Raw genomic sequence first — 20,546 nt, 5'->3', positions numbered from 1 at the left:
TGTCAAAGTGTGAAATCGATTCTTATGCTAGATTTTTAAAACACTAGCACCGTTTCCTCTGGATTACTTTCTATATTTGCTAAATAAATCCTCATCTGGACTATGATCCGTTGGTAATGGAGGCTCATCTGACAATGCGGATATCTGTTCTCTTTCACTGGCAGTTAAAGGGATTTCTGCCCCAGCAATCGATAGGGCCAGTTGTTCCGGATTACGCGCTCCTATAATTGGAGCAGTTACAGCAGGATGATGTAATACCCATGAAACTGCTAAAGAAGCAGGATGATATCCAAATTGTTTCGCCAGCTCCGTAAATTGATGTGCAACAGTAAAATAATACTGATGACTATATCTTTTCTCATAATTCTTTTGTTCTACTAATCTTCCTTGCTCCGGCTTGTTTGTACTGTTATATTTTCCGGTTAATAAGCCTCCGCCGAGCGGACTGTAAGTTATGGCACCTAATTGCTCTGATTGAGCTAACGGAAAAATTTCTACCTCCGCTTGCCGTTTTACGAGATTATACATCGGTTGAATTAACTCAAATCGTGCTAGCTGTTTTCTTTCAGATATTCCTAGAGCTTTTGCAATTTGCCAGGCAGCCCAGTTACTTACAGCGGGGAATAAAATCTTCCCTTGTTTTTGTAAATCATCTAAAGCTCTAACGATTTCTTCAATATCTGTATACTCGTCAAACAGATGAACAAAATAAAATTCAATCCGATCAGTGCCCAATCTTTTTAAACTTTGTTCAACTGATAAAAAAAGATTTCTTCTCGATAAACCGCCGCTATTTAAATCTTTGCCTGTAGGCAAGCCTGCTTTAGAGGTTAAAACAATCTCATCTCGATGACCGGCAATACACTTTCCAAGAATTTCTTCAGCACGTCCATCATTATAAACATTCGCTGTATCAAAAAAGTTTATCCCGGCTTCTCGACATTGCTTATACATTATAATGGAAGTTTCTTCATCTGCAATGCCGCCGAATGACATTGTTCCAAAGCATAAATTTGAAACATGAATGCCTGTCCTTCCAACTGTACGAAATTCCATTATTACCTCCAACATTATGAGCTGAAGGAGAAGCAAACTTTAAAATTGTTAAAAATTCCGATATTTTGCGCCTGTATGATCATCTGGCAGCAGCTTTTTCCCTGTACCAAACAGCTTCTCCCTCAGTGTTCCTTTCTCGTATTCTTTTTTATAGATTCCACGTTTTTGCAGCTCCGGAACAACGAAATGAATGAACTCTTCAATGCTTCCAGGCGTTATAAGATGTGCAAGATTATACCCGTCGATTCCAGTTTGTTCGATCTGGAATTGAATGCTGTCAGCTATTTCAACGGGATTGCCGACTAATACATTACTCCTTCCGATCGTTTCAAACTTGTTTAACACTTCTCGAACAGTTAATTTTCTTGGCGCATCTTTCGTTAATGAAGCAGCTCGAGACTGACCATGTTCCGTATGCTTATATTCAAAAAAAGCGTCTTTATCTTCATATTTAGATAAATCATAGCCTGTTGAACCGCTATATTGAGCTTTTGCCGCTTCAGCACTCCACAATCGATTGTATTCCTCATATTTTAATTCAGCTTCTTCTGTCGTTTCTGCCACAATGACATTTAAAAACGTAAATGCTTTAATATTTTCAGGATTCCGTCCGTATTTTTCAGCCCGTTCTTTAATATCTTGAATATAAAATCTTAATTTTTCGGGCGTCGACCCGCCAACAAACACACACTCTGCATGCTTGGCGGCGAAATCTCTGCCGCGTTCAGAAGAACCTGCCTGAAAAATAACAGGTGTCCGCTGTGCAGAAGGATATGTTAAATGCGGGCCTTTTACGCTGAAATATCGCCCATTATGGTTTATTTCATGAACCTTTTCGGGATCAAATAAAATTTCATTTTCCGCATCGCCAACAAACGCATGCTCCTCCCAGCTGCCTTCCCAAAGCTTATAGGAAACCTCCATAAATTCATCGGCAATATCATAACGCTCGTCATGTTTAACAATTTCTTTATGGCCGTAGTTTTGCGCAGCATTTGGCAAATATGAGGTGACAACATTCCAGCCAATTCTGCCGTTTGTAAAGTGATCTAATGTGGAGAAACGACGTGCATTTGAAAACGGATGTTCATACGTTGTGCTGACCGTTACTACAAATGACAAATGCTCTGTAACAGCTGCCACCGCTGGTACAATAAAGGCCGGATCATTTAGCGGAACTTGAACGCCGTCTCGAATCGCAGCATCTTTACTATTTTGATAGACATCATACACTCCGGCTACATCTGCAAAAAAAATGGTGTCAAACTTCCCTTTTTCCAACAATTTTCCTAACTCAATCCAATAATGTAGATCATTATAATAAAGATGACGTTTATTTTGAGGATGCTTCCATAATCCGTGAGAATTATGCATAGCTCCTGCCATATCAAAAAGATTTAATATTATCTGCTTTGCCATATTTCTCACTCCAGCATCTTTTCAAAAGTACAAATTCCGATTCTATCAGTCGATTGTCATCAAATTCAAATGCAGCCTTGCTCGCAAATAAACAATTCCTTCCTTATGTTATTCTTTGCCTTGTTTTATATTTTCAACTAAGCGATCTAATTCTTTTTGCAGTTCTGGTACTGGCACCTTTGTGACAATGCTTGCACCCTTCGTATCTTCTTCTACTGCTTTAGCTACTTCTTCTGTCTGATAAATTTCCGCAATGGTCTTATATGCCTCATTGTCTTTATTCTTTTCTAAAGTGGCAAAAACGTTAACATACGGCAGTGTATCTTTGCTGTTTGGATCATCATGAAAAATGGCATCTGCTAAAGTGTAGCCGGCTTGACCAGCTATTCCGCCATTAATAATTGATGCGGCTACATCAGGCAGTACTCTAGGAGTCTGTTGGGCAACGACTTCTACTATTTCAATATTTTTTGGATTTTTAACGATATCTTTTACTGTTGGATAAAGACCGACATCTTCCCTTAACTCAATTAATCCAGCTTGCTGCAGAACCTTTAGCCCTCTGCCTAAATTAGCCGGATCATTTGGAACCGCAATTTTTGAACCATTTGGGATCTCGGATACATCTTTATATTTTTCCGAATACAATCCTAAAGGAGCAACAACAGTTGAGCCAATCGGCACAATATTCACATTATTTTCCGCGATAAATTGGCTTAAAAATGCAAGATGCTGGAAGGCGTTCACATCTACCTCGCCATTGACAAGTGCAGTATTTGGCAGCACATAATCGGAAAATTCGACATATTCTACCTTAATATTTTTTTCTAACGCTTTTTTCTTAATGATGTCCCAATACTGTCCATCTGATCCGGTAATCCCCACCTTAACAGTAACGACTTTTTCTTTTTTATCCCCAGATGCTGAATTGCTGTTGCAGCCCGCCAGGAGGCCAATCACCAAAATTGTAACTAGTAAATGGAATAGTTTGATTTTCATAAAATAATAATCCCCCTAATATATGATTGATCTATCTGCGTAAAAAGAAACGTGAAAGCATGTTGCCAATAAATTGAGCAATTTGAACAAGAATAATTAATATGACAACCGTAACAATCATGACGGATGTATCAAACCGCTGATAACCATATGTCATCGCAAGATCCCCAAGGCCCCCTCCGCCAACCGTTCCAGCCATGGCGGAAAAATCAATAAGTCCTACGGTGATAAATGTAATTCCTAAAATTAAAGGCCCTAATGCTTCGGGAATTAGTACCCCAAATATTATTTGAATAGGTGATGCCCCCATCGCCTTTGCAGCCTCGATAATACCTGGATCAATTGAGACTAAATTATTTTCTACCACCCTGGCAATGGCAAAAGCTGCAGCAATGGTCATCGGAAAAATAGCCGCTGTCGTTCCAATTGTAGTTCCCACAACGAATCGCGTAAGCGGGCTGATGGCAACTAAAAATATGATGAACGGTATAGGTCGAATAATATTGATTAATAAATTCAAAAATGAAAAGATGAATCTATTTTCTAAAATATTGCCTTTACGGGTGACAAATAGCAGTAGTCCCATGATAATTCCTAAAATACTAGCAAAAATCAATGTGAAAATGACCATTGTAATCGTTTCACCTGTTGCTTGAAGTATTCTAGGCCAAAACGTCGTCCAATCAACTTTCACCGTTTGTGACCTCCCTTACTTCAACTATCTCTGTCAACTCTTTTAATACTTCTTCAATTTGAGAATCAGCTCCAATGAATTCCACGATTAAATTGCCAAACAATTGATTTTGAAGTTCATTGATGCTTCCGTAAATGATATTAAAGTGAATATTATGTTTAGCTGTTAATGTCGATAATATAGGTTGACTCGCAGTGTCTCCTGAAAATACAATTCGATAAAGCTTTCTTTCATGATCCTTCCTTAACTTTTCAAGCAAGCTCGAAGATAATTTTTCATTTACAACCGAACTGATAAAATTTTTCGTCGTTTTTTCTTGAGGATTTGAAAATATATTAAAAACCTCGCCCTCTTCAATGATTCTCCCGTTTTCCATAACCGCTACGCGATTGCAAATTTTTCGAATCACGTTCATTTCATGTGTTATTAATAAAATCGTAATATTGAATTCTTCATTCACTTTTTTCAATAGATTTAATATTTCATTAGTGGTTTCTGGATCTAAAGCCGAGGTAGCCTCATCACATAACAGAATGTCTGGTGAAGTTGCAAGCGCTCGTGCAATCCCTACTCTTTGTTTTTGACCTCCAGACAACTGTTCTGGAAATTTGTCAGCTTTGTCTTCAAGACCAACAAATTGTAATAGCTCTGTAACTCGTTGGTGGATTTCCTCCTTCGATTTTTTCTCCAATTTTAAAGGGTAAGCAATATTGCCATATACCGTGCGAGAATTAAATAGATTAAATGTTTGAAAAATCATTCCAATTTTTCTTCTTAATTGCCGCAGATCTTTCGAAGATATGGAATTCAAATCATAATTATCGACTATAATATTTCCTTTTGTCGGACGTTCGAGTAAATTCACTAACCTAAGCAGTGTACTTTTTCCGGCTCCGCTAAAGCCGATGATTCCAAAAATGTCGCCTTTTTTAATGTGAAGCGAAACATCTTTTACAGCTTCTACTTTTTTCCCACCAGACTCGTATATTTTACTAACTCTCTCTAGCCTAATCATCAATTTCCTCCACCAACCGAAAATTTATCCAGATCTATATACAATATCCCCTTTGTTCAAAACGTTTAATGCGGGAACTACTCGAGCGTTTGGGGATGGTGCTTCTCCCATCTTAACTCTTTATGTTTAATTTAATTTGTTTAACTTGGAAAAATGGCGATGAACCATAATACTTTGACACATTTGTGCAATGCAAAAAATTTTTTTCCTTGTCATATTGTGAAAATCGAGTAGGAGGGAGCGATTAACTCCCGTCCTCTCACACCACCGTACGTACGGTTCCGTATACGGCGGTTCAATTAAGATAATTGACGCAAGTCTTTATAACTTCCGTGAATAGCTGTTCTCTTTATGCCAGTGGTCACTCCACCCTCCAAGAGATCTCCCACGGGATTCACCGCTTCCTCCCTCAAGTGAGGTACTACGTTTTCTGTGTTCATCATGACTCACTGAATGCCAAGGGCTATTCTCTCTTAATTGTTCGGTCCTTCTTAGTTGTTCTAGACCAACTAATACTATGACCTCTGCTGACTTCTGACGGTTCAGCTATCTATCACTAGATAGGTTACCAAGGTTACTTGGCGTGCCAGCCAGACCTCCCCGGGTAAGAGTGTAATCTTTCCTTCCATCCATCTGCTTCATTTACTCTGTATCACCTTCGGCAGAAAGGGCTTTGTTTTGTCTTGCAAACTCACCCAGTGATACCTAGCCTCATATGAAGTTCGTGTTCCGAGAGACCCAAAGTTTGCCGCTCGCTTCCTTCAGATTCCGCGTCACCACGGACACCCTTGCGTTAAGCTAACTGCTACTTCTGCCTTCGCAGCTCGGGACTTTCACCCTATAGATTACACCCATGCCGGGCGCACAAGAAAGGCCTTAATTTCATTTTTCATGAAATTAAGGCCTCTGGTGTTCCAGTCAGCAAATATTATGAACTTTTCTGCTCAGCAGCAGAAAATGCTCCCACAGTCTCCAGCATCCTCCTATTTAAATTGCACTTCTTTCAAGCTATTTCGATATTCTTCAATCACGGATTTCGAAACTTGACTCACGACCATGTCATTTAAAGGAGGATTATATAAACCACACTGAACATCCCTAAAATATCTTTCTAATGGCAAATCTTTCGATAACGAATGACCGCCTGCGATTCTCATAGCCAGCTCTACTATTTTGATCGCATTATTACATACTGTATATTTTGTAATAGAGACTTCATTGCTTAACTTGTCTCGAACATGTAAATTTCGGTCCCATTTTTCAGCTAAACCGTATAACAGGTATCTTGATACAGCGATTAAAATTTCGATTTCTCCAATTTTATCCTGAACATGCGGCGCCTCTAGAATAACATCTCCTAGACTTGGTGAAAATTTCTCAGCCGCATACTTTAAAATAAAATCTCTGGCAGCAATCGCAATCCCTAAATAAATGGCTGGCAACTGCAGCGTGTAGGCACTGCTGTTGCCCTTAAAGCGGTTGTTCTTCCCCTTGTCAATGTAAGACAATAACGCCTCTTCCGGCACAAACACATCATGCAGTTCGATATCATGGCTGCCTGTTGCTCTCATTCCCAAAACATTCCATGTATCTATCAATTGTACCGAATCATTTTTTTTAATTAAAAATTCGGCCGTTTTATCTTCTTCTTCGACATATGCCAAAATCGTAAAATGCGACACAATTGGCGCCAATGTTGCAAATGCCTTTCTTCCTGAAATGATATATCCGTCTTTCGTTTTTCTCGCAATTGTTGATGGGGTTCCGCCTCTTACAATATTGCCTGATGTCCGCTCCGTGACAAAAACATTTAATAATGAACCTTCCTCAACGGCCTCTCTGCATATTTTCGCAAAAATTTCTTCTTTCCAAGGCCGGAAATCCCTAAGGCTAAAGAATGCCATTAAGTGCCATCCTATCGCCAGTGCCGTAGAACCACAGGCTTTCGCTAATCGTTCTTGTACCAGCAAAATTTCATATAATGAAAGTTCTTCACCGCCATATTCTTTAGGGATTGTTAGCTTATGATAACCCTCTTTTTTTAGGATTTCGATATGCTCAAACGGAAATTCTCCTGTTTCATCATATTTATCAGCTGTCTGTCGAATTTTCTCTGCAATGCGCTCCGCATATTCTACGAGCCTTGCATCTCGTTCATTTCGAATCGTCTGATTGCTTGCGTTAAAATCCATTGTGCATCCTCCAATAAAATCCTTAGAAGTAAACCTCTCTTATCGGAAGCTTCGTACCATTCACAACATAATCGCCAATAGCTCTTGCTTTGTAGGCTATCGGATTATGGGAAGCAAGTGTGCGAATATTGCGCCAGTGGCGGTCAAAATGCTTGGATTGTCTCGTAGCTGAAGCGCCGCCAACCTCAAAGAGAAGTGTAGCTGCTTGTAATGCAAGGTGATCGATAATAACTTTCGCCTGAGCAGCTCGCAGGGAAGCCTCATGACTTAAATCAAAGTCTATTTCTCCATTAACCGCCTCATTCACTGCTATGTCTAATGCATCTGCGGCAGCCAGCACAAGTGCTTCTGCGGTAAACGCGCTGCTTGAAAGCTGCCCAATAATTTGCTGAAGCAGCGGATCAGCCGCTGGCGTATCTGCCGATGCAAAAGTAAAGGTTCTGGATCTTCCATGAACTAAAGCTTTAGCGTCTGTCACCACATTCCGCAAAATACCCGCTATCACTCCTTGCAGATAGAGCTGTAAAAATGAATTGAAAGGCGTCTTCGTCTCATCAATAAATGTTACTTCTTCTCGATTGACATATACATTGTTTAAGCGTGTTGTACCGCTTCCTGTTAATTTTTGTCCGATACCATCCCAGTCATCTTCAATGATGACGCCATCACGATTTGTCGGAATAAACGCGGAAACAGGTTTTCCTTCAGGGGTTGATGCCATAACGATTACCCAGTCGGAATATATGGTACCGGTGCTAAAATATTTCGTACCGTTTAATCGGTACCCTTCGCCATCTTGAGTCAAAGTTGTTTCAAAAATCAAATGACCAACATTTTTTGATGAAATTTCCGTAAAGGCATTCCCAATAATATCTCCTTTTGCCACGATTCCCAACAATTGCTCACGTCGTTCTTTATCCGGATTTCGAAGTATTTCTTCTACTTGCCAATAATGGGCACGAAGGCTGTGCGCCACATCCGGATCGGCTTCAGCTAAACGGATTAGGACATAGAAAAGATCACGAATACTAGCTCCTCCACCGCCTAGTTCAACAGGCAGACGTAAAGCACCCAATCGAGATTGCCGAATTAAATCGAAGGCGTGATAAGGCAGTTCTTCACTGCCGGCATTTCTTCGTTCCTCAGCGTCTTTAGCAATTACATCAATCAATTGATCTAATTCAGGCGAATCAACTTTTACCGGACCGTTAAAAGTCAAAGAGCTTGCTTCATTTAATTGATTTTGAATTGACATCTTTTATGCACTCCTTTAATCGTATTTTAAATTTCACTATTCACATCTTTTTAGTAATATTTATTTGTAAAAAAAAGAGCCAAACAGCAATTACTAGCACCTCAGATCAATTTACAGGGCTTTTCGCTGCAAATGCACCTCGGTATTTTGCAGCAGGATGACGCTCATTGAGACGATCTGTCCCAAACAATTTGCGCCGCAATGTTCCTGGCTTTCCATATCCATTGCGCGCTAAACCTCGCTTTCGAAGCACAGGCATGACTTGATCAATAAATTCTTCATAGGAACCGGGAATCGTCGCATTGATGACATTGATGCCGTCAACACCTGCATCCCTCCAAAGCTCAAGCTGGTCTGCAATCATTTCAGGAGTGCCGACAATACGGTTTGTTTTGCTCCTGAGCCTAGCAAGATCTCTAACTGTAGGAGTCCTTCCCGGCGTGCTTTGCTTTAGCCATTCATATGTGCTTCTGATCCCTTCAGTTTTGATATCTTCCAATGGAGTATCTAAAGTAGCATTCCCTAAATCAATTCCCATCCCCCCAGCGGAATGAGCGATCATCATATCGAAATCAATCTTATTTTCAAGTTCATATTCTTTTTGCCGAGCTTCTTCCTCCGTCTTTCCGATCACAAAGTACAATCCCTGATAAAAGTGGATATCCTCACTCTTTCTGCCATTTTCAACCGCCAACCTTCGTGTTTCATCGATCAGCTTGCGGGCATTTTCAGGATCAGGTGCTCCAATGAAGATCGCTTCAGCATTGCGAGCCGAAAAATCTCTGCCAGTAGGGGACGAACCAGCTTGAAAAAGCAACGGTGTGCGCTGCGGTGATGGAGCCACTAAGTGCGGTCCTTCCACCTTGTAGCACTTGCCGACATGATGAATTTTATGGACTTTCGCCGGATCCGCATGAATTCCGCTTTCACGGTCCTGCAAAAGCGCTCCTTCATCCCATGAACCTTCCCAAAGCTTATATAAAACATCAACATATTCATCCAGCCACTCATATCGTTCATCATGCGGAACTAAGCCGTCATAGCCAAAGTTGCGAAAGGCATTTGCTGAGTAGCTGGTAACCATGTTCCAGGCAATTCGTCCTTTGGTGATGTGATCTAATGTTGATACACGGCGTGCAAAGTTAAAGGGAGGTTCTTGAACCGGAGCCGCCGTAAAAGCTAAGCCCAAATGTTTTGTATTTACTGCAAGTGCTGAAAGCAGTACCATTGGGTCATTACTAGGTACTTGCAAGCCATTTTCAATATGGAAATCCCATCCTCCTCGAAAGTCATTGTACAGCCCGACGACGTCGGCGAAAAAGATGACGTCAAAACCTCCCTCATCCAGCCGTTTCGCTAAAGAAACCCAAAGATTTACGTCATTAAAGTTAAGCTGATGACCTTCTTGATCACGCCACATCCCGTGAAGAATGTGAGAAGGTGTATTCATAACAAAAGCAGAAAATGATAATGGCTTTGTCATATTCCCCATATCTCCATTTATCCTAAAAATTTGTTTAACCAAAAAAAGAATTCATTTCATAAACGACTTAAAGGACTTATGAATCCGCAGCAAAATTGGCAACAAGTCAAATAAAGATGCAAAAGTAATACTGACTAACGACTAACCTACATTTTCCTTTTTTCAAGGCTGATCATACGAAGTTCAAAGCTTCTTTTGATACAAAAAAGTAAGGTTAATCCTGCAGTTGATAGCTTAAATTTCTATATTTAGCTCCAATATGGTCTTCCGGTAAACGGGACTGGCCTTTGCCAAACAATTTTTCCCGCAAAGTTCCTTCTTCATATTCTTTTTTCACGACTCCACGTTGTTGAAGCTCCGGAATGACAAGATCAACAAAATCTTTAAAAGTTCCCGGCGTTATTGCATAGGCGAGATTAAATCCATCGATATCCGTATCTTCAATCCATTCCTCAAACGTATCAGCTATTTGCTTTGGTGTTCCGACTACTACAGGACCCATTCCGCCTATTCCAGCAAAATTCGCCAGCTCGCGGACAGTCCATTTTTTATTTGGACTTGCTTTCGTTAATGATTCGAGCACTGATTTGATGGCGTTAGTATCAATGTATTCAATTTCTTGATCAGGATCATATTTTGAAAAATCAACACCTGACCAGCCGCCTAATAAAGAAAGGGCCCCTTCATAGCTGATATATTGCGATAATTCTTCATATTTCGCCCACGCTTCCTCCTCCGTCCGCCCAACAATCGGTGTGAACAAAGCGAATACTTTTATGCTTTGCGGATCCCTGCCAAATTCAGCAGCCTGGGCTCTTAAATTTTTAACATATGAAGCGATAGGCTCTTTTCCTGGCATCGAAACAAATGTGCACTCAGCATGTTTTGCTGCAAATTGACGCCCTCTCGCTGAAGCGCCTGCTTGATATAAAACAGGTGTTCTTTGCGGCGACGGCTCGCACAAATGAATGCCTGGCACATTAAAATATTTGCCGTGATGATTTATTTCATGAACTTTCGCTGGGTCTGTGAAAATTTTTCTATCTCTATCTTTTATAACAGCATCGTCTTCCCAGCTGCCTTCCCATAATTTATAGCAAACTTCCAAATATTCTTCCGCAATATTATATCGTTCTGAATGGAGGAACCGATCACCAATATCGATGTTTTTCGTTCCGCTTTCCAAATAGGAAGTAACAATATTCCAGCCTACTCGGCCCTTTGTTAAATGGTCTAAAGTCGACATTCTGCGTGCAAATGTATATGGATGCTCAAATGTTGTAGAGCATGTGATCCCAAAGCCTAAATGCTCCGTTGCATGCGCCATTGCAGAAACAAGTAAAATAGGGTCATTGACTGGAACTTGGGTTGCTTCACGTACTGCTGTTGTTTTATCATTTCCATACACATCATAAATGCCGATTACATCTGCAATAAATAATCCATCGAACCGCCCTTTTTCCAGTAATTGCGCCAGCTCAACCCAATATTCAATATCTTTATATCGGTATGACTGATCTTCAGGATGCACCCATAATCCCGGAGATTGATGCGCCACACAATTCATATCAAAAGCGTTTAAATAAATTCGCTTTTTCTTCATATGATTTCCTCCCGACTAACCGTAAATTTGACATTGTCGTTTAGTTATCATTCCATGGACCGATAATGTCTGTGATTCTATATATCAAAACTGAAATGGAGTGGGATCATTTTTGAAAGGTACGTGTCTCTTTCTCAAATACTTGTTGTTACATCTTTTTCTTCGTTTTATTTAAAGGTTTATAACGAAAAAAAACAGAGACTATCTTTGCAAGTACGAAACTTGCGATGATATGTCTCTGGTCGTCCAGTCAACATGATACATTTGATCGTATGAAATTTTTGCTAAAGTAATATATTTCCCTATACAAAGGTAAGAATTTTTTGGTTGGAATCAACGGCAGCTTAAGCAATTTATTGGCGACAGTTCTGGCACCATTATTTTTCATCTCCGTGAGCAGGATGAAACATCCTTTCTGTTCGGTGCAAACAATATATAAATCACTATTTTAATTGTTCAACTTTTAACCGGCTTAATAGATCATTCAATGATGTTTGTAATCTCGATTCTATTTCCGCATCAATAAAAGTAACCTGATCTTCGTGATAGCCAATTTGAGAATCTACGAAATACACTCCTTTTAAAATCTCCTGGCTGCCTAACACAGAAGCAATCGGCTTAATAGCATATTCCAATGTTAAAAGATGAGCTGCTGTTCCGCCGGTAACCACCGGGAGAACAACTTTATCAACGAATCCTTTTTCAGGAATGAAATCTAACAGGGCTTTTAACACCCCTGGATAGCTTGCTTTATATACAGGACTTACAATAATAACTGCCTGTGCTTGTTCAATCTGTGCTAAAACCTCTTGAATTTTTGGGCTGTTGAAGTTGGCAAATAAAAGATCTTCTGCCGGCAGGTCACGAACTGAAATGGTAGACGCATTCAGCCCTTCAGCCTTGATCCTTTTTTCTAAATAAGCAGAGATAGCTAAGCTTCTTGATGGTTTAGATGGACTTCCGGAAATAATCACGATATTTGACATAATGTCATCACCTTTCTTCAATTAAATTCGATCGTTTATACATTAAGAATACGGTGTAATCTCAGGCAATTTACCGTTAAGAGCCCATTCTCCGATATCACGGATTTTATATTCAATGGGATCATGCAACGTGTGAGTCCTTACATTTCGCCAAAAGCGGTCAAACCGATATTTTCCTAAAGTTGCCCTTGCCCCCATTACTTCAAACATACGGCTGGTAACCTCTAAAGCTGCTTTTGCTGTTGCAACCTTTGCAGTCGCAATGATAATTCCACACTCTCCACGTTCCTGTTCTGTTAATGCCCTTTCTTTATCCCATGCTTCTTGCAGAGCATTTGAAGCGTCTTGGGCCAATGCAGCTGCAGCTTTTAACTGCACATATAAATCTCCATACTGGCGAATCGTATATGGATCGCTCGTCGCCTGATCTACTTTAGAGGTCAGCCAAGGACGAGTGATATTTTTCGTATAGTTTTTCGCTTCTTCAAATGCTCCCTCCGCAATTCCAAGAAGAACATGAACTAAAATGGTTTGAGCAGTATGCGTCCTTATAGTAGGGAAAAAGCTTTCAGGTTCTTGTTCATAGAAATTTAATATCTCTTCTTCCTTCAGCAGTACATCTTGAAAAACAACAGTGCCGCTGTCCGTTTGCCGTTGGCCGAAGCTATCCCAATCATCATTAATGATTATTCCTGTCCGATTAGTAGGAATAACAGCAATAACAGGGCGATCTTGATTTGGACTTTTAGCTGATATAAGCAGCCGCTCTGAATCTTTAGCACCCGAGCAAAAGCTTTTTTTCCCAATTAGCTTTAACTGATCCCCTTCTCGCTTTACGAGCAAGCTTTCATCAAGAGGATTATAGGTATTTCCCCAAAACAAATTATTTTCAGCCGTTTCCTTATAATACTTCTCTTTCTGCTGAGGGGAACCGAATAGATGTACGGATGTCAAGCATAAGAAATGATAGCCGAATAAGTGAGCCAATGACCCGTCTACTTTTGCCAGCTCACGTGTAATTTGCAGCACAGCTTTCCAATCCTTCCCCAGTCCGCCTAAAGACTTCGGGATGATAAGTGAAAGTAATCCGCTTTTTCTAAGCAGGTCACGTTCTGCTTTTGCTGTTCCTCCTCGTTCATCCCTTTCAATTGCAGTTTTAGCAAACTCCTTTGCTAACTGCAAAGCTGTGTCAAGGTAATGACCTGTTCCTTCTGCAACACTCATCATTAGTTACCCCTTTGTCTTCTTTATCTAAATAATGTTTGTGATTAATAGTTTACTGACATAATCGTTCTATTGTTCCATTATTTCATTCATAAATTGATGAAGCTTCTTTGAAAGACCTCCGTTTCCAAAACGGATATATTTGCGTTTTTTAAAATCTGCATCTTCTCTTTTGACAAATTCCAGAAAAGCTAAAATATAAATTCGACGATGAATAATAGAAACGACTCCATTTGTATAAAACCAATTGTCAATCGTATTGAAAACACCTTTATTTATCCGATAATTCTTTTGGCACCAAAGGAAAAAGTGTAAATCCGGCAAATTCAAATATTCATTTTCTCGCAAAGATTTTTGTTTTTCCGCTTTATAATCCAATATGTTCACATAACTATTTGCCACCGCTAATCCACCTTTCCATGTTTGTAAAAAAAGAAAGAGACTCTCATTTCAAGAAACAGATCTTGAATTGAGAGCCTCTAGTTGTCCAGTCAGCATTCATCAAACTATTTTGTTTATTACTAAATTAATACATATTATTCCTATATGTCAAGTATTATTTAAAGAAAGAGACTCCTCATTCCTTGATGTTGAATGCTCAACATCATTCATATTCATTTGTTAGTTGTTCCGAAAGCTTACTCATTTCGAGTCTTATGCTTCTTTATTTAGTTGGCTAGGATTCCCTCCAATTTTGCTTCTTTTTCTCTTACGAGCGGAATGACTTTTTCACCAAAGGCTTTTAAGTCTTCATCGTAATGTAAAAATCCTGTCAAAACAATATCGACTCCTATTTTTTTCAGCTCAATGATGCGATCCGCCACTTGTTCTGCCGTCCCAATCAAACCTGTTTTGAAACCGTCATTATATTGCACAAGATCTTCGAAGGTGGATTCCGCCCACATTCCTTCACCTTCAGGAGAGGCTTTCCCTGCGAATTTCACTTGACTTTCAAAGCCTTCCACAGCTTCTTTATCTGCATGTAAAACAATATCTTTTAAAACTTGTTTTGCTTCTTCTTCTGTATCACGAACAATCACGAAGCCATTAACACCGAATTGGATGTTTCTTCCGTTCGATTCAGCCAATGATTTCACATGATCAATTTGCTTTTTCAGATTTTCCAGCGAGTTTCCATTCATGAAGTAAACATCTGAAACTCGTCCAGCCATTTCTCTTGCTGCTTTCGAGTTTCCGCCTTGGAAAATTTTCGGGATATTAATAGGTTTAGGCTTTAATGGCGCTTCATTTATACGATAAAAATCTCCTTTAAAAGTAGTGGTTTCCTTTGTCCACAAATCTCGTAGAACCTGTATAAATTCTTCAGACCGTCGATAACGTTCATCATGGTCTAACCACGGTTCCCCATAACCGATAAATTCATTTTTAAACCATCCGCTGACAATATTAATTGAAGCACGGCCATTACTGATATGATCAATCGTTGAAATAATTTTTGCTATGACACCTGGATGCCATAGGCCGGGCAGCACAGCTGTAATAATGTTTAATTTTTTGGTACTAGCGGCAAGTGCAGAAGCAAGCGCAGCGGCTTCTAATTGTTTTTCAGCTCCGTAGCTGGCGAAAAATCTTGTTTGCAGCAGGACGTAATCAAAACCATTTTCTTCAGCTATTTGTGCATAACGTTTGTTATCCTCAAATGACCAGCCTGTTTTCTGTGGCAGATTAGAGATCACAAGCCCTCCACTAACGTTTGGCGCCCAATAAGCAAATTGTAAACCCATTGATTTTCCCTCCTTAAATTTTAATAAAAAAGGCTCATATCAGATCCTAATATTAGGAACTGATATGAGCCTCTGGCGGTCCAGTGGGCAACCGGATAAAAGTAAAAGATTTAAGTATGATATTAATTCCATTATTCCTATTTGTCAAGTATGTTTTTAAAAATTTCGACTTTTCTTGCTAGTTTTATTAGATCAGTCCTTAGAATTAGACATGAGGGAAAGGCAGAATGGAAAATGGGTCATGGAGCGAAAGGGAATATGATTATAAATAATTCTTTGTTGGAAAGCGTGGAGGATCGGTCAAAAAAAAAGCCGAAGGAGCTTTCTCCGACAATTTTATTATGTAAAAATAACAAAAAACAGTATTGATGGATATTCAAGATTAAATGTCTAATCACAAGCCTTTTTCCATCATGATCAAGTCCTGAGGACAAAAACAGTTTCGACAAAGCATAAAACATAGAAAAGATGAAACCAATAATTGGTCTCATCCTTTTCTTTATAACGGCATTGGTGTGTCTGTCGGGTTCGCATAGCCTTCTTTGTATTTTTCATCTATATATTGGCGAATTTCTTTTACCGTTTTTCCATCTTGCTTCATTTTGATTGCTTCTGCTGCAATTTCTAAGCAGACGTTGCAGCGTGTTCCATGGTCATCCCATACAACAGAACCATTTTGATTTACTTGCTTAACAAAACAATTTAGACTGCTCCGATGTCCGGCATGATCGCCGCAGCCACAATAACAAGGAATCCATTGCAGCAGCTCCATTGATTTTCCGGCTGCTTGATAGATGATTTGAATGTTTTCGCTATATTCATTTAAAAAGGTCGGCAGTTCATCCCTTGAAGCAGTTGTTTCCCACAAGTCGCCATTCGGCGCGTGCTCCATGGTTGATTGTTCTTTATTTGAACTGCAAGCAGAAATGATTATTGTAATAAATAGTAATACCAATAATTGTTTGGCTTTCACAACGTCACACTTCCTTTTATAAAGTGTAATGAAATCCTTCTTTTCTGTTCATCAACTAATCACCAATTGCATTCAGCTGCCGAACATAGAACCATCTAGCGGTCGATGTTACCCTTACAATATATATTCCTATTTCCCTTCCTTAAAGTTTTTCTCTCAATTAATAAAGTCTAATGAACGGCATACATCTTCAAAGCTTCTGATATCATTCCATTATATTGTAAAGGGGATACTTCTAGCAGCTGCTAAATATCTTTTATTTTTAAATCCGAACTTACGAAGGGTGGATAGACTTTAACCTCTACAAGAAAAATACCATAATCACTAAATAATAAAAAGAATCTTCCTTTAGTTTTAAAAAATTGTCAATGGTCAAGTTTGATCAAAAAAAGGAACCTTCCTTAAGAAAGTTCCTTTTTTATAGCTTGCAAAAATTCAAACTATTCTTTCTATTATTATAATAGAACATTTTACGCTCTAACAGTTGATTTGGCCTGAACCCTTCCGACAATACCTGTAATAATAATGACAATGATCGCTGGAATAAACCAGCCGAGTCCTTGTTTATAAAATGGCAATACTTGTTCATAGAACGAAACAATCGGTACCATCCATCCGAAATAATCAATTCCAAGTGAATTACATAATGATTTCAAACCATCAAAAATACTAATTAAAAATGTAACTCCAGTCGTTGAAGCATATACAATGCGTGCGTGATGGAAAAGCGGCGACAAGAACGTTAACAAAATCAAAACAATCGCTAGCGGATAGATGAACATTAAGACAGGGATAGAAAATGAAATAATGTTCGTTAATCCAAAGTTTGCTATTACAAAAGTAAGTAAGCTAAAGAAGATAACCCACGTTTTATAGCCGATTCTCGGAATCAATTTATGAAAATATTCAGCATTCGCCGTTATTAAACCAATGGCAGTCGTTAAACATGCAAGGATGATAATAATAGCCAGCATGATTAAACCAAATGTGCCAAAATAGTGTGAAGCCGCATTGCTGAGAACGGGTCCACCTGTTTTAAAAATTCCGAAAGCTTCTGTACTTGTTGCTCCTAAATAAGCAATTCCAATATAAATCAGTGCAAGCAGTGAAATGGCAACAGTTCCTGATTTTGCTGTAGCTTTCAGAATATCTTTTTTTGATGTTACACCTAATTTGCGTATGGCATTGATCACAATAATGCCAAATACAAGTGATGCAAGGGCGTCCATTGTACTATAGCCATCTATAAAACCTTGGGAAAACGCATGAATTTTATACACGCCTTGCGCTGAACCAATATCCCCAATAGGATTCACAACTACCATAAATAAAAGTATGGCAAGAAGAATCACAATTCCAGGCGCTAGAAGTTTTCCAACATTATCAACAATTTTAGCCGGGTATAAAGAAAACCAAAAAGTCACAGCAAAAAATAGCAGCGTATAAATAAACAATCCAACTTGATGAAATTCCTCAGCAACAAACGGCGCAATACCGACTTCATACGCAACAGTTCCAGTCCGCGGTGCTGCAAAAAAAGGACCAATTGTTAAATAGAGCAATGATGTGAGAAAGACGGCATAAGTCGGATGAACTCTACTAGAAAGCTCTTGTAAATCACTGCTTCCGGAAAAACTCATCGCTATAATCCCGAGAAACGGCAATCCGACTCCAGTAATAATAAATCCAGTCACAGCAAACCAAAGATTCTCTCCGGCATTTTGTCCAAGCTGAGCTGGAAATATTAAATTCCCCGCCCCAAAAAATAGGGCAAACAACATAACTCCAATGACAGCAAGCGAAGAAAATGATAGCTTTTGATCCATAATTTTTCGATCCCACCATGATGTAATTTTTTTAAATCGATTTATGAAAACAATTCACACGATTCATACAATAAATTATATTATACTATTTTTTTACGAAAATTTCAATGAATTCATATACTTATACTACGTACATTCACTTGGAAAAAACGCTTGAAGCAGGCGGAAATGAACGCCTGCTTCAAATAATCGTAAGTCATCATCGCTTATCCTTTAAAATCTTGCTTCAACCTTTAGCCGAACAAAACTATATTCTTATTTTTTGTCTCAAATAATAAAATTTGCAGGTCTTTTTAACCAGAACATTATTCTTATAAAAAGTTTAGCCTCCATAATAGAAACCGGTTTCTTTCAATGTTAGCGGTTCGCCTTCCCGATGCACTCCGGCATTGAACACTTCACCGACGTAAATATAGTGGTCACCTTTTTCTATTTTTTCCACCACTTTACACTCAAAAAAGCTCAACGCATCTTTAAAAATCGGACATCCTGTTTCTTCCGTATAAAATTCGTATCCAGCCAGCTTGTTTCCTTCCGGCTCAATGGATCGGAAAAAGGCAGTAACCATGTCCTTCTGACCCGTCTCCAAAATATTGACGCTAAATACTCCGCTTTTGGCAATTTGTTGTTGTGAACGTGTACCCGCTTTTGCGGCAACTGCAACTAAAGGCGGTTCAAAAGAGGTTTGCGTCAACCAATTTCCAGCAAATCCATTGGCTCCGTTTTCATCTTTCGTTCCGACAATGTACAAGCCATATGTAATTCCACGTAAAGCCGTTTTTTTCGCCTTTGCATCCATGTTGAGCATCACCTTCCTTTGAAAACAATTTTTTGGATTGTTTTGGTATTCCCTTTAGCTTCATTTTAGGCAAACGATTAAAATATGTCCAGTTTCAGCTTATAGTTTGCCTAGAATATCGGCCAATTGTTCCATACTGCTTCCAATTCTCTCATAATGACCTCAACTTAAAACGTCATATCATACAATAGAATGAAAATCAGCCTATTAACATATGAAACGCTGGTATGCGGCGGGCATACCAGCGCAGAAGGTGATCTGATGCTTTTAAGGCTTAACGGTACTCATTGTGTAAGTCTATATTGTATGAAAATTAAAGCAGCTAATATTTAGATTCGTTCAAAATGTTCAATGTCACTCCATCACCAAAAATATCTCCATTGATCAACAATTCTCCCCATTGCCGAATCAGCCAATATACCGATAAAAATCGCAAACACGATGGAAAATATAGCAACATAGATAATAAATGAGTATAAAGGATCTATTCCTTTTGAATATTTCGTTAGCAGTACACTTATCAAATAATATGGAATTAAAACGATCGCAAGCAAAAGTGAAATGCTCAGCACAATGTTTCCATAAACATGGGATTTTAACAAAACTAGCAATAACGCGATAAGCGAAACAATGATCGCGGTGGTAAGATGTGCTCCATATATAGCTGTTACCTCTTTAAAAGATGCACTTGATCCAAACAATTTATTAACAATGAACATACACAATAACACGAGCGCAACAATAAGAAAAACAAATATAAAAACATTAAAAAATACCGAAACATACGAAGGTCCATCATAAAACTCATTTATCAGTCCTTGAGTACCATGAATTGCCGATTTAAATAGATTGCGGACAAAAACGCTAACCGTTAGTGTGACAATGAACACAAATAAAATAATGCTGATAAAGCCATTCACCCATTCATTTTTTTCTTTGCCAAAAATGGATGACGGATGTTTCAAAAAATGAACGAAATAGCTTCCATACACTTTCGACTGCTTTTTAACCTTTTCTACATGTTCATTCATTTGCGTGGAAGCTGCTTGGCCATAAGACGGTTGGGGATTTCTGTTAATTGAAACCTGATCCCCGCCGCCTCCCGCTGTTTCTTGTAGATTTGGATCATTATTCAATTTTGCCCCGCATTTCCCACAAAAATTTCCTTTTTCTTGTTCATTTCCACATTGATGACAAATCATTTTCCTCTATTGTTCCTCCTCTATTTATTGGTATAACATGGGCAGCCGCCTACAATCGGCTTGCCCAAACATTGA

17 protein-coding genes are annotated in these 20,546 nt (G+C 39.0%); all 17 read right to left on the bottom strand.

Translation table 11 applies throughout. The annotated features are described in order from the left end of the window. Nucleotides 1-63: 63 nt before the first annotated feature. The 17 genes from NSS70_RS01790 to NSS70_RS01710 all read right to left on the bottom strand — a co-directional run bounded on the left by NSS70_RS01790 (nucleotide 64) and on the right by NSS70_RS01710 (nucleotide 20,471). The gene (locus NSS70_RS01790) at nucleotides 64-1,056 is read right to left on the bottom strand and encodes an aldo/keto reductase (RefSeq protein ID WP_327873204.1); all 993 of its coding nucleotides are present in this window, start codon (nucleotides 1,054-1,056) and stop codon (nucleotides 64-66) included. A gap of 48 nt (nucleotides 1,057-1,104) precedes the next feature. Continuing rightward, entirely contained in the window at nucleotides 1,105-2,475 is a 1,371-nt protein-coding gene (locus NSS70_RS01785) for an LLM class flavin-dependent oxidoreductase (RefSeq protein WP_327873205.1), read from the bottom strand. Nucleotides 2,476-2,583: 108 nt separating this feature from the next. Next, on the bottom strand, nucleotides 2,584-3,474 hold the full coding sequence (locus NSS70_RS01780) for a MetQ/NlpA family ABC transporter substrate-binding protein (RefSeq protein ID WP_063386546.1): 891 nt from the start codon (nucleotides 3,472-3,474) through the stop codon (nucleotides 2,584-2,586). Nucleotides 3,475-3,505: 31 nt separating this feature from the next. After that, complete coding sequence (locus NSS70_RS01775) at nucleotides 3,506-4,168, bottom strand: methionine ABC transporter permease (protein ID WP_066247161.1); 663 nt, start codon at nucleotides 4,166-4,168, stop codon at nucleotides 3,506-3,508. Next, nucleotides 4,158-5,183 (bottom strand): methionine ABC transporter ATP-binding protein, encoded by a 1,026-nt coding sequence (locus NSS70_RS01770; protein WP_130157495.1) that lies wholly within the window; start codon nucleotides 5,181-5,183, stop codon nucleotides 4,158-4,160. The genes NSS70_RS01775 and NSS70_RS01770 overlap by 11 nt, the downstream gene beginning before the upstream one ends. A 983-nt stretch (nucleotides 5,184-6,166) precedes the next feature. Then, entirely contained in the window at nucleotides 6,167-7,375 is a 1,209-nt protein-coding gene (locus NSS70_RS01765) for an acyl-CoA dehydrogenase family protein (RefSeq protein ID WP_144596892.1), read from the bottom strand. 22 nt (nucleotides 7,376-7,397) lie between these two features. Then, nucleotides 7,398-8,630, bottom strand: a complete 1,233-nt coding sequence (locus tag NSS70_RS01760; protein ID WP_339193974.1) for an acyl-CoA dehydrogenase family protein — start codon at nucleotides 8,628-8,630, stop codon at nucleotides 7,398-7,400. 106 nt (nucleotides 8,631-8,736) lie between these two features. Further along, the gene (locus NSS70_RS01755) at nucleotides 8,737-10,113 is read right to left on the bottom strand and encodes an LLM class flavin-dependent oxidoreductase (RefSeq protein WP_340732507.1); all 1,377 of its coding nucleotides are present in this window, start codon (nucleotides 10,111-10,113) and stop codon (nucleotides 8,737-8,739) included. 214 nt (nucleotides 10,114-10,327) lie between these two features. Continuing rightward, the gene (locus tag NSS70_RS01750) at nucleotides 10,328-11,716 is read right to left on the bottom strand and encodes an LLM class flavin-dependent oxidoreductase (protein WP_066247175.1); all 1,389 of its coding nucleotides are present in this window, start codon (nucleotides 11,714-11,716) and stop codon (nucleotides 10,328-10,330) included. A gap of 443 nt (nucleotides 11,717-12,159) precedes the next feature. Further along, nucleotides 12,160-12,702, bottom strand: coding sequence for an NADPH-dependent FMN reductase (gene ssuE / locus NSS70_RS01745; protein WP_063386539.1), 543 nt, complete (start codon nucleotides 12,700-12,702; stop codon nucleotides 12,160-12,162). A 42-nt stretch (nucleotides 12,703-12,744) separates the two neighbouring features. Next, entirely contained in the window at nucleotides 12,745-13,929 is a 1,185-nt protein-coding gene (locus NSS70_RS01740; RefSeq protein WP_340880843.1) for an acyl-CoA dehydrogenase family protein, read from the bottom strand. A 66-nt stretch (nucleotides 13,930-13,995) separates the two neighbouring features. After that, complete coding sequence (locus tag NSS70_RS01735; RefSeq protein WP_340880841.1) at nucleotides 13,996-14,328, bottom strand: hypothetical protein; 333 nt, start codon at nucleotides 14,326-14,328, stop codon at nucleotides 13,996-13,998. A gap of 266 nt (nucleotides 14,329-14,594) precedes the next feature. Then, nucleotides 14,595-15,671, bottom strand: coding sequence for a dimethylsulfone monooxygenase SfnG (gene sfnG, locus NSS70_RS01730; RefSeq protein ID WP_063386537.1), 1,077 nt, complete (start codon nucleotides 15,669-15,671; stop codon nucleotides 14,595-14,597). A 499-nt stretch (nucleotides 15,672-16,170) separates the two neighbouring features. Continuing rightward, nucleotides 16,171-16,644 carry a PCYCGC motif-containing (lipo)protein gene (locus NSS70_RS01725; protein ID WP_063386536.1) on the bottom strand — a complete coding sequence of 158 codons (474 nt, stop codon included), beginning with the start codon at nucleotides 16,642-16,644 and terminating at the stop codon, nucleotides 16,171-16,173. 470 nt (nucleotides 16,645-17,114) lie between these two features. Further along, a complete protein-coding gene (brnQ, locus tag NSS70_RS01720; protein ID WP_340880839.1) occupies nucleotides 17,115-18,470 on the bottom strand; it encodes a branched-chain amino acid transport system II carrier protein in 1,356 nt (451 codons plus the stop codon). 322 nt (nucleotides 18,471-18,792) lie between these two features. Beyond that, complete coding sequence (locus NSS70_RS01715) at nucleotides 18,793-19,269, bottom strand: flavin reductase family protein (RefSeq protein WP_066250491.1); 477 nt, start codon at nucleotides 19,267-19,269, stop codon at nucleotides 18,793-18,795. A gap of 362 nt (nucleotides 19,270-19,631) precedes the next feature. Further along, nucleotides 19,632-20,471 carry a zinc ribbon domain-containing protein gene (locus tag NSS70_RS01710; protein WP_339198402.1) on the bottom strand — a complete coding sequence of 280 codons (840 nt, stop codon included), beginning with the start codon at nucleotides 20,469-20,471 and terminating at the stop codon, nucleotides 19,632-19,634. Nucleotides 20,472-20,546 lie beyond the last annotated feature (75 nt).

The organism is Aeribacillus sp. FSL K6-2848, from assembly GCF_038004325.1.
Lineage (GTDB): Bacteria > Bacillota > Bacilli > Bacillales > Aeribacillaceae > Aeribacillus > Aeribacillus composti.
Note: the sequence above shows the minus strand (reverse complement) of the source record. Positions and strands in the feature narration are given on the sequence as shown.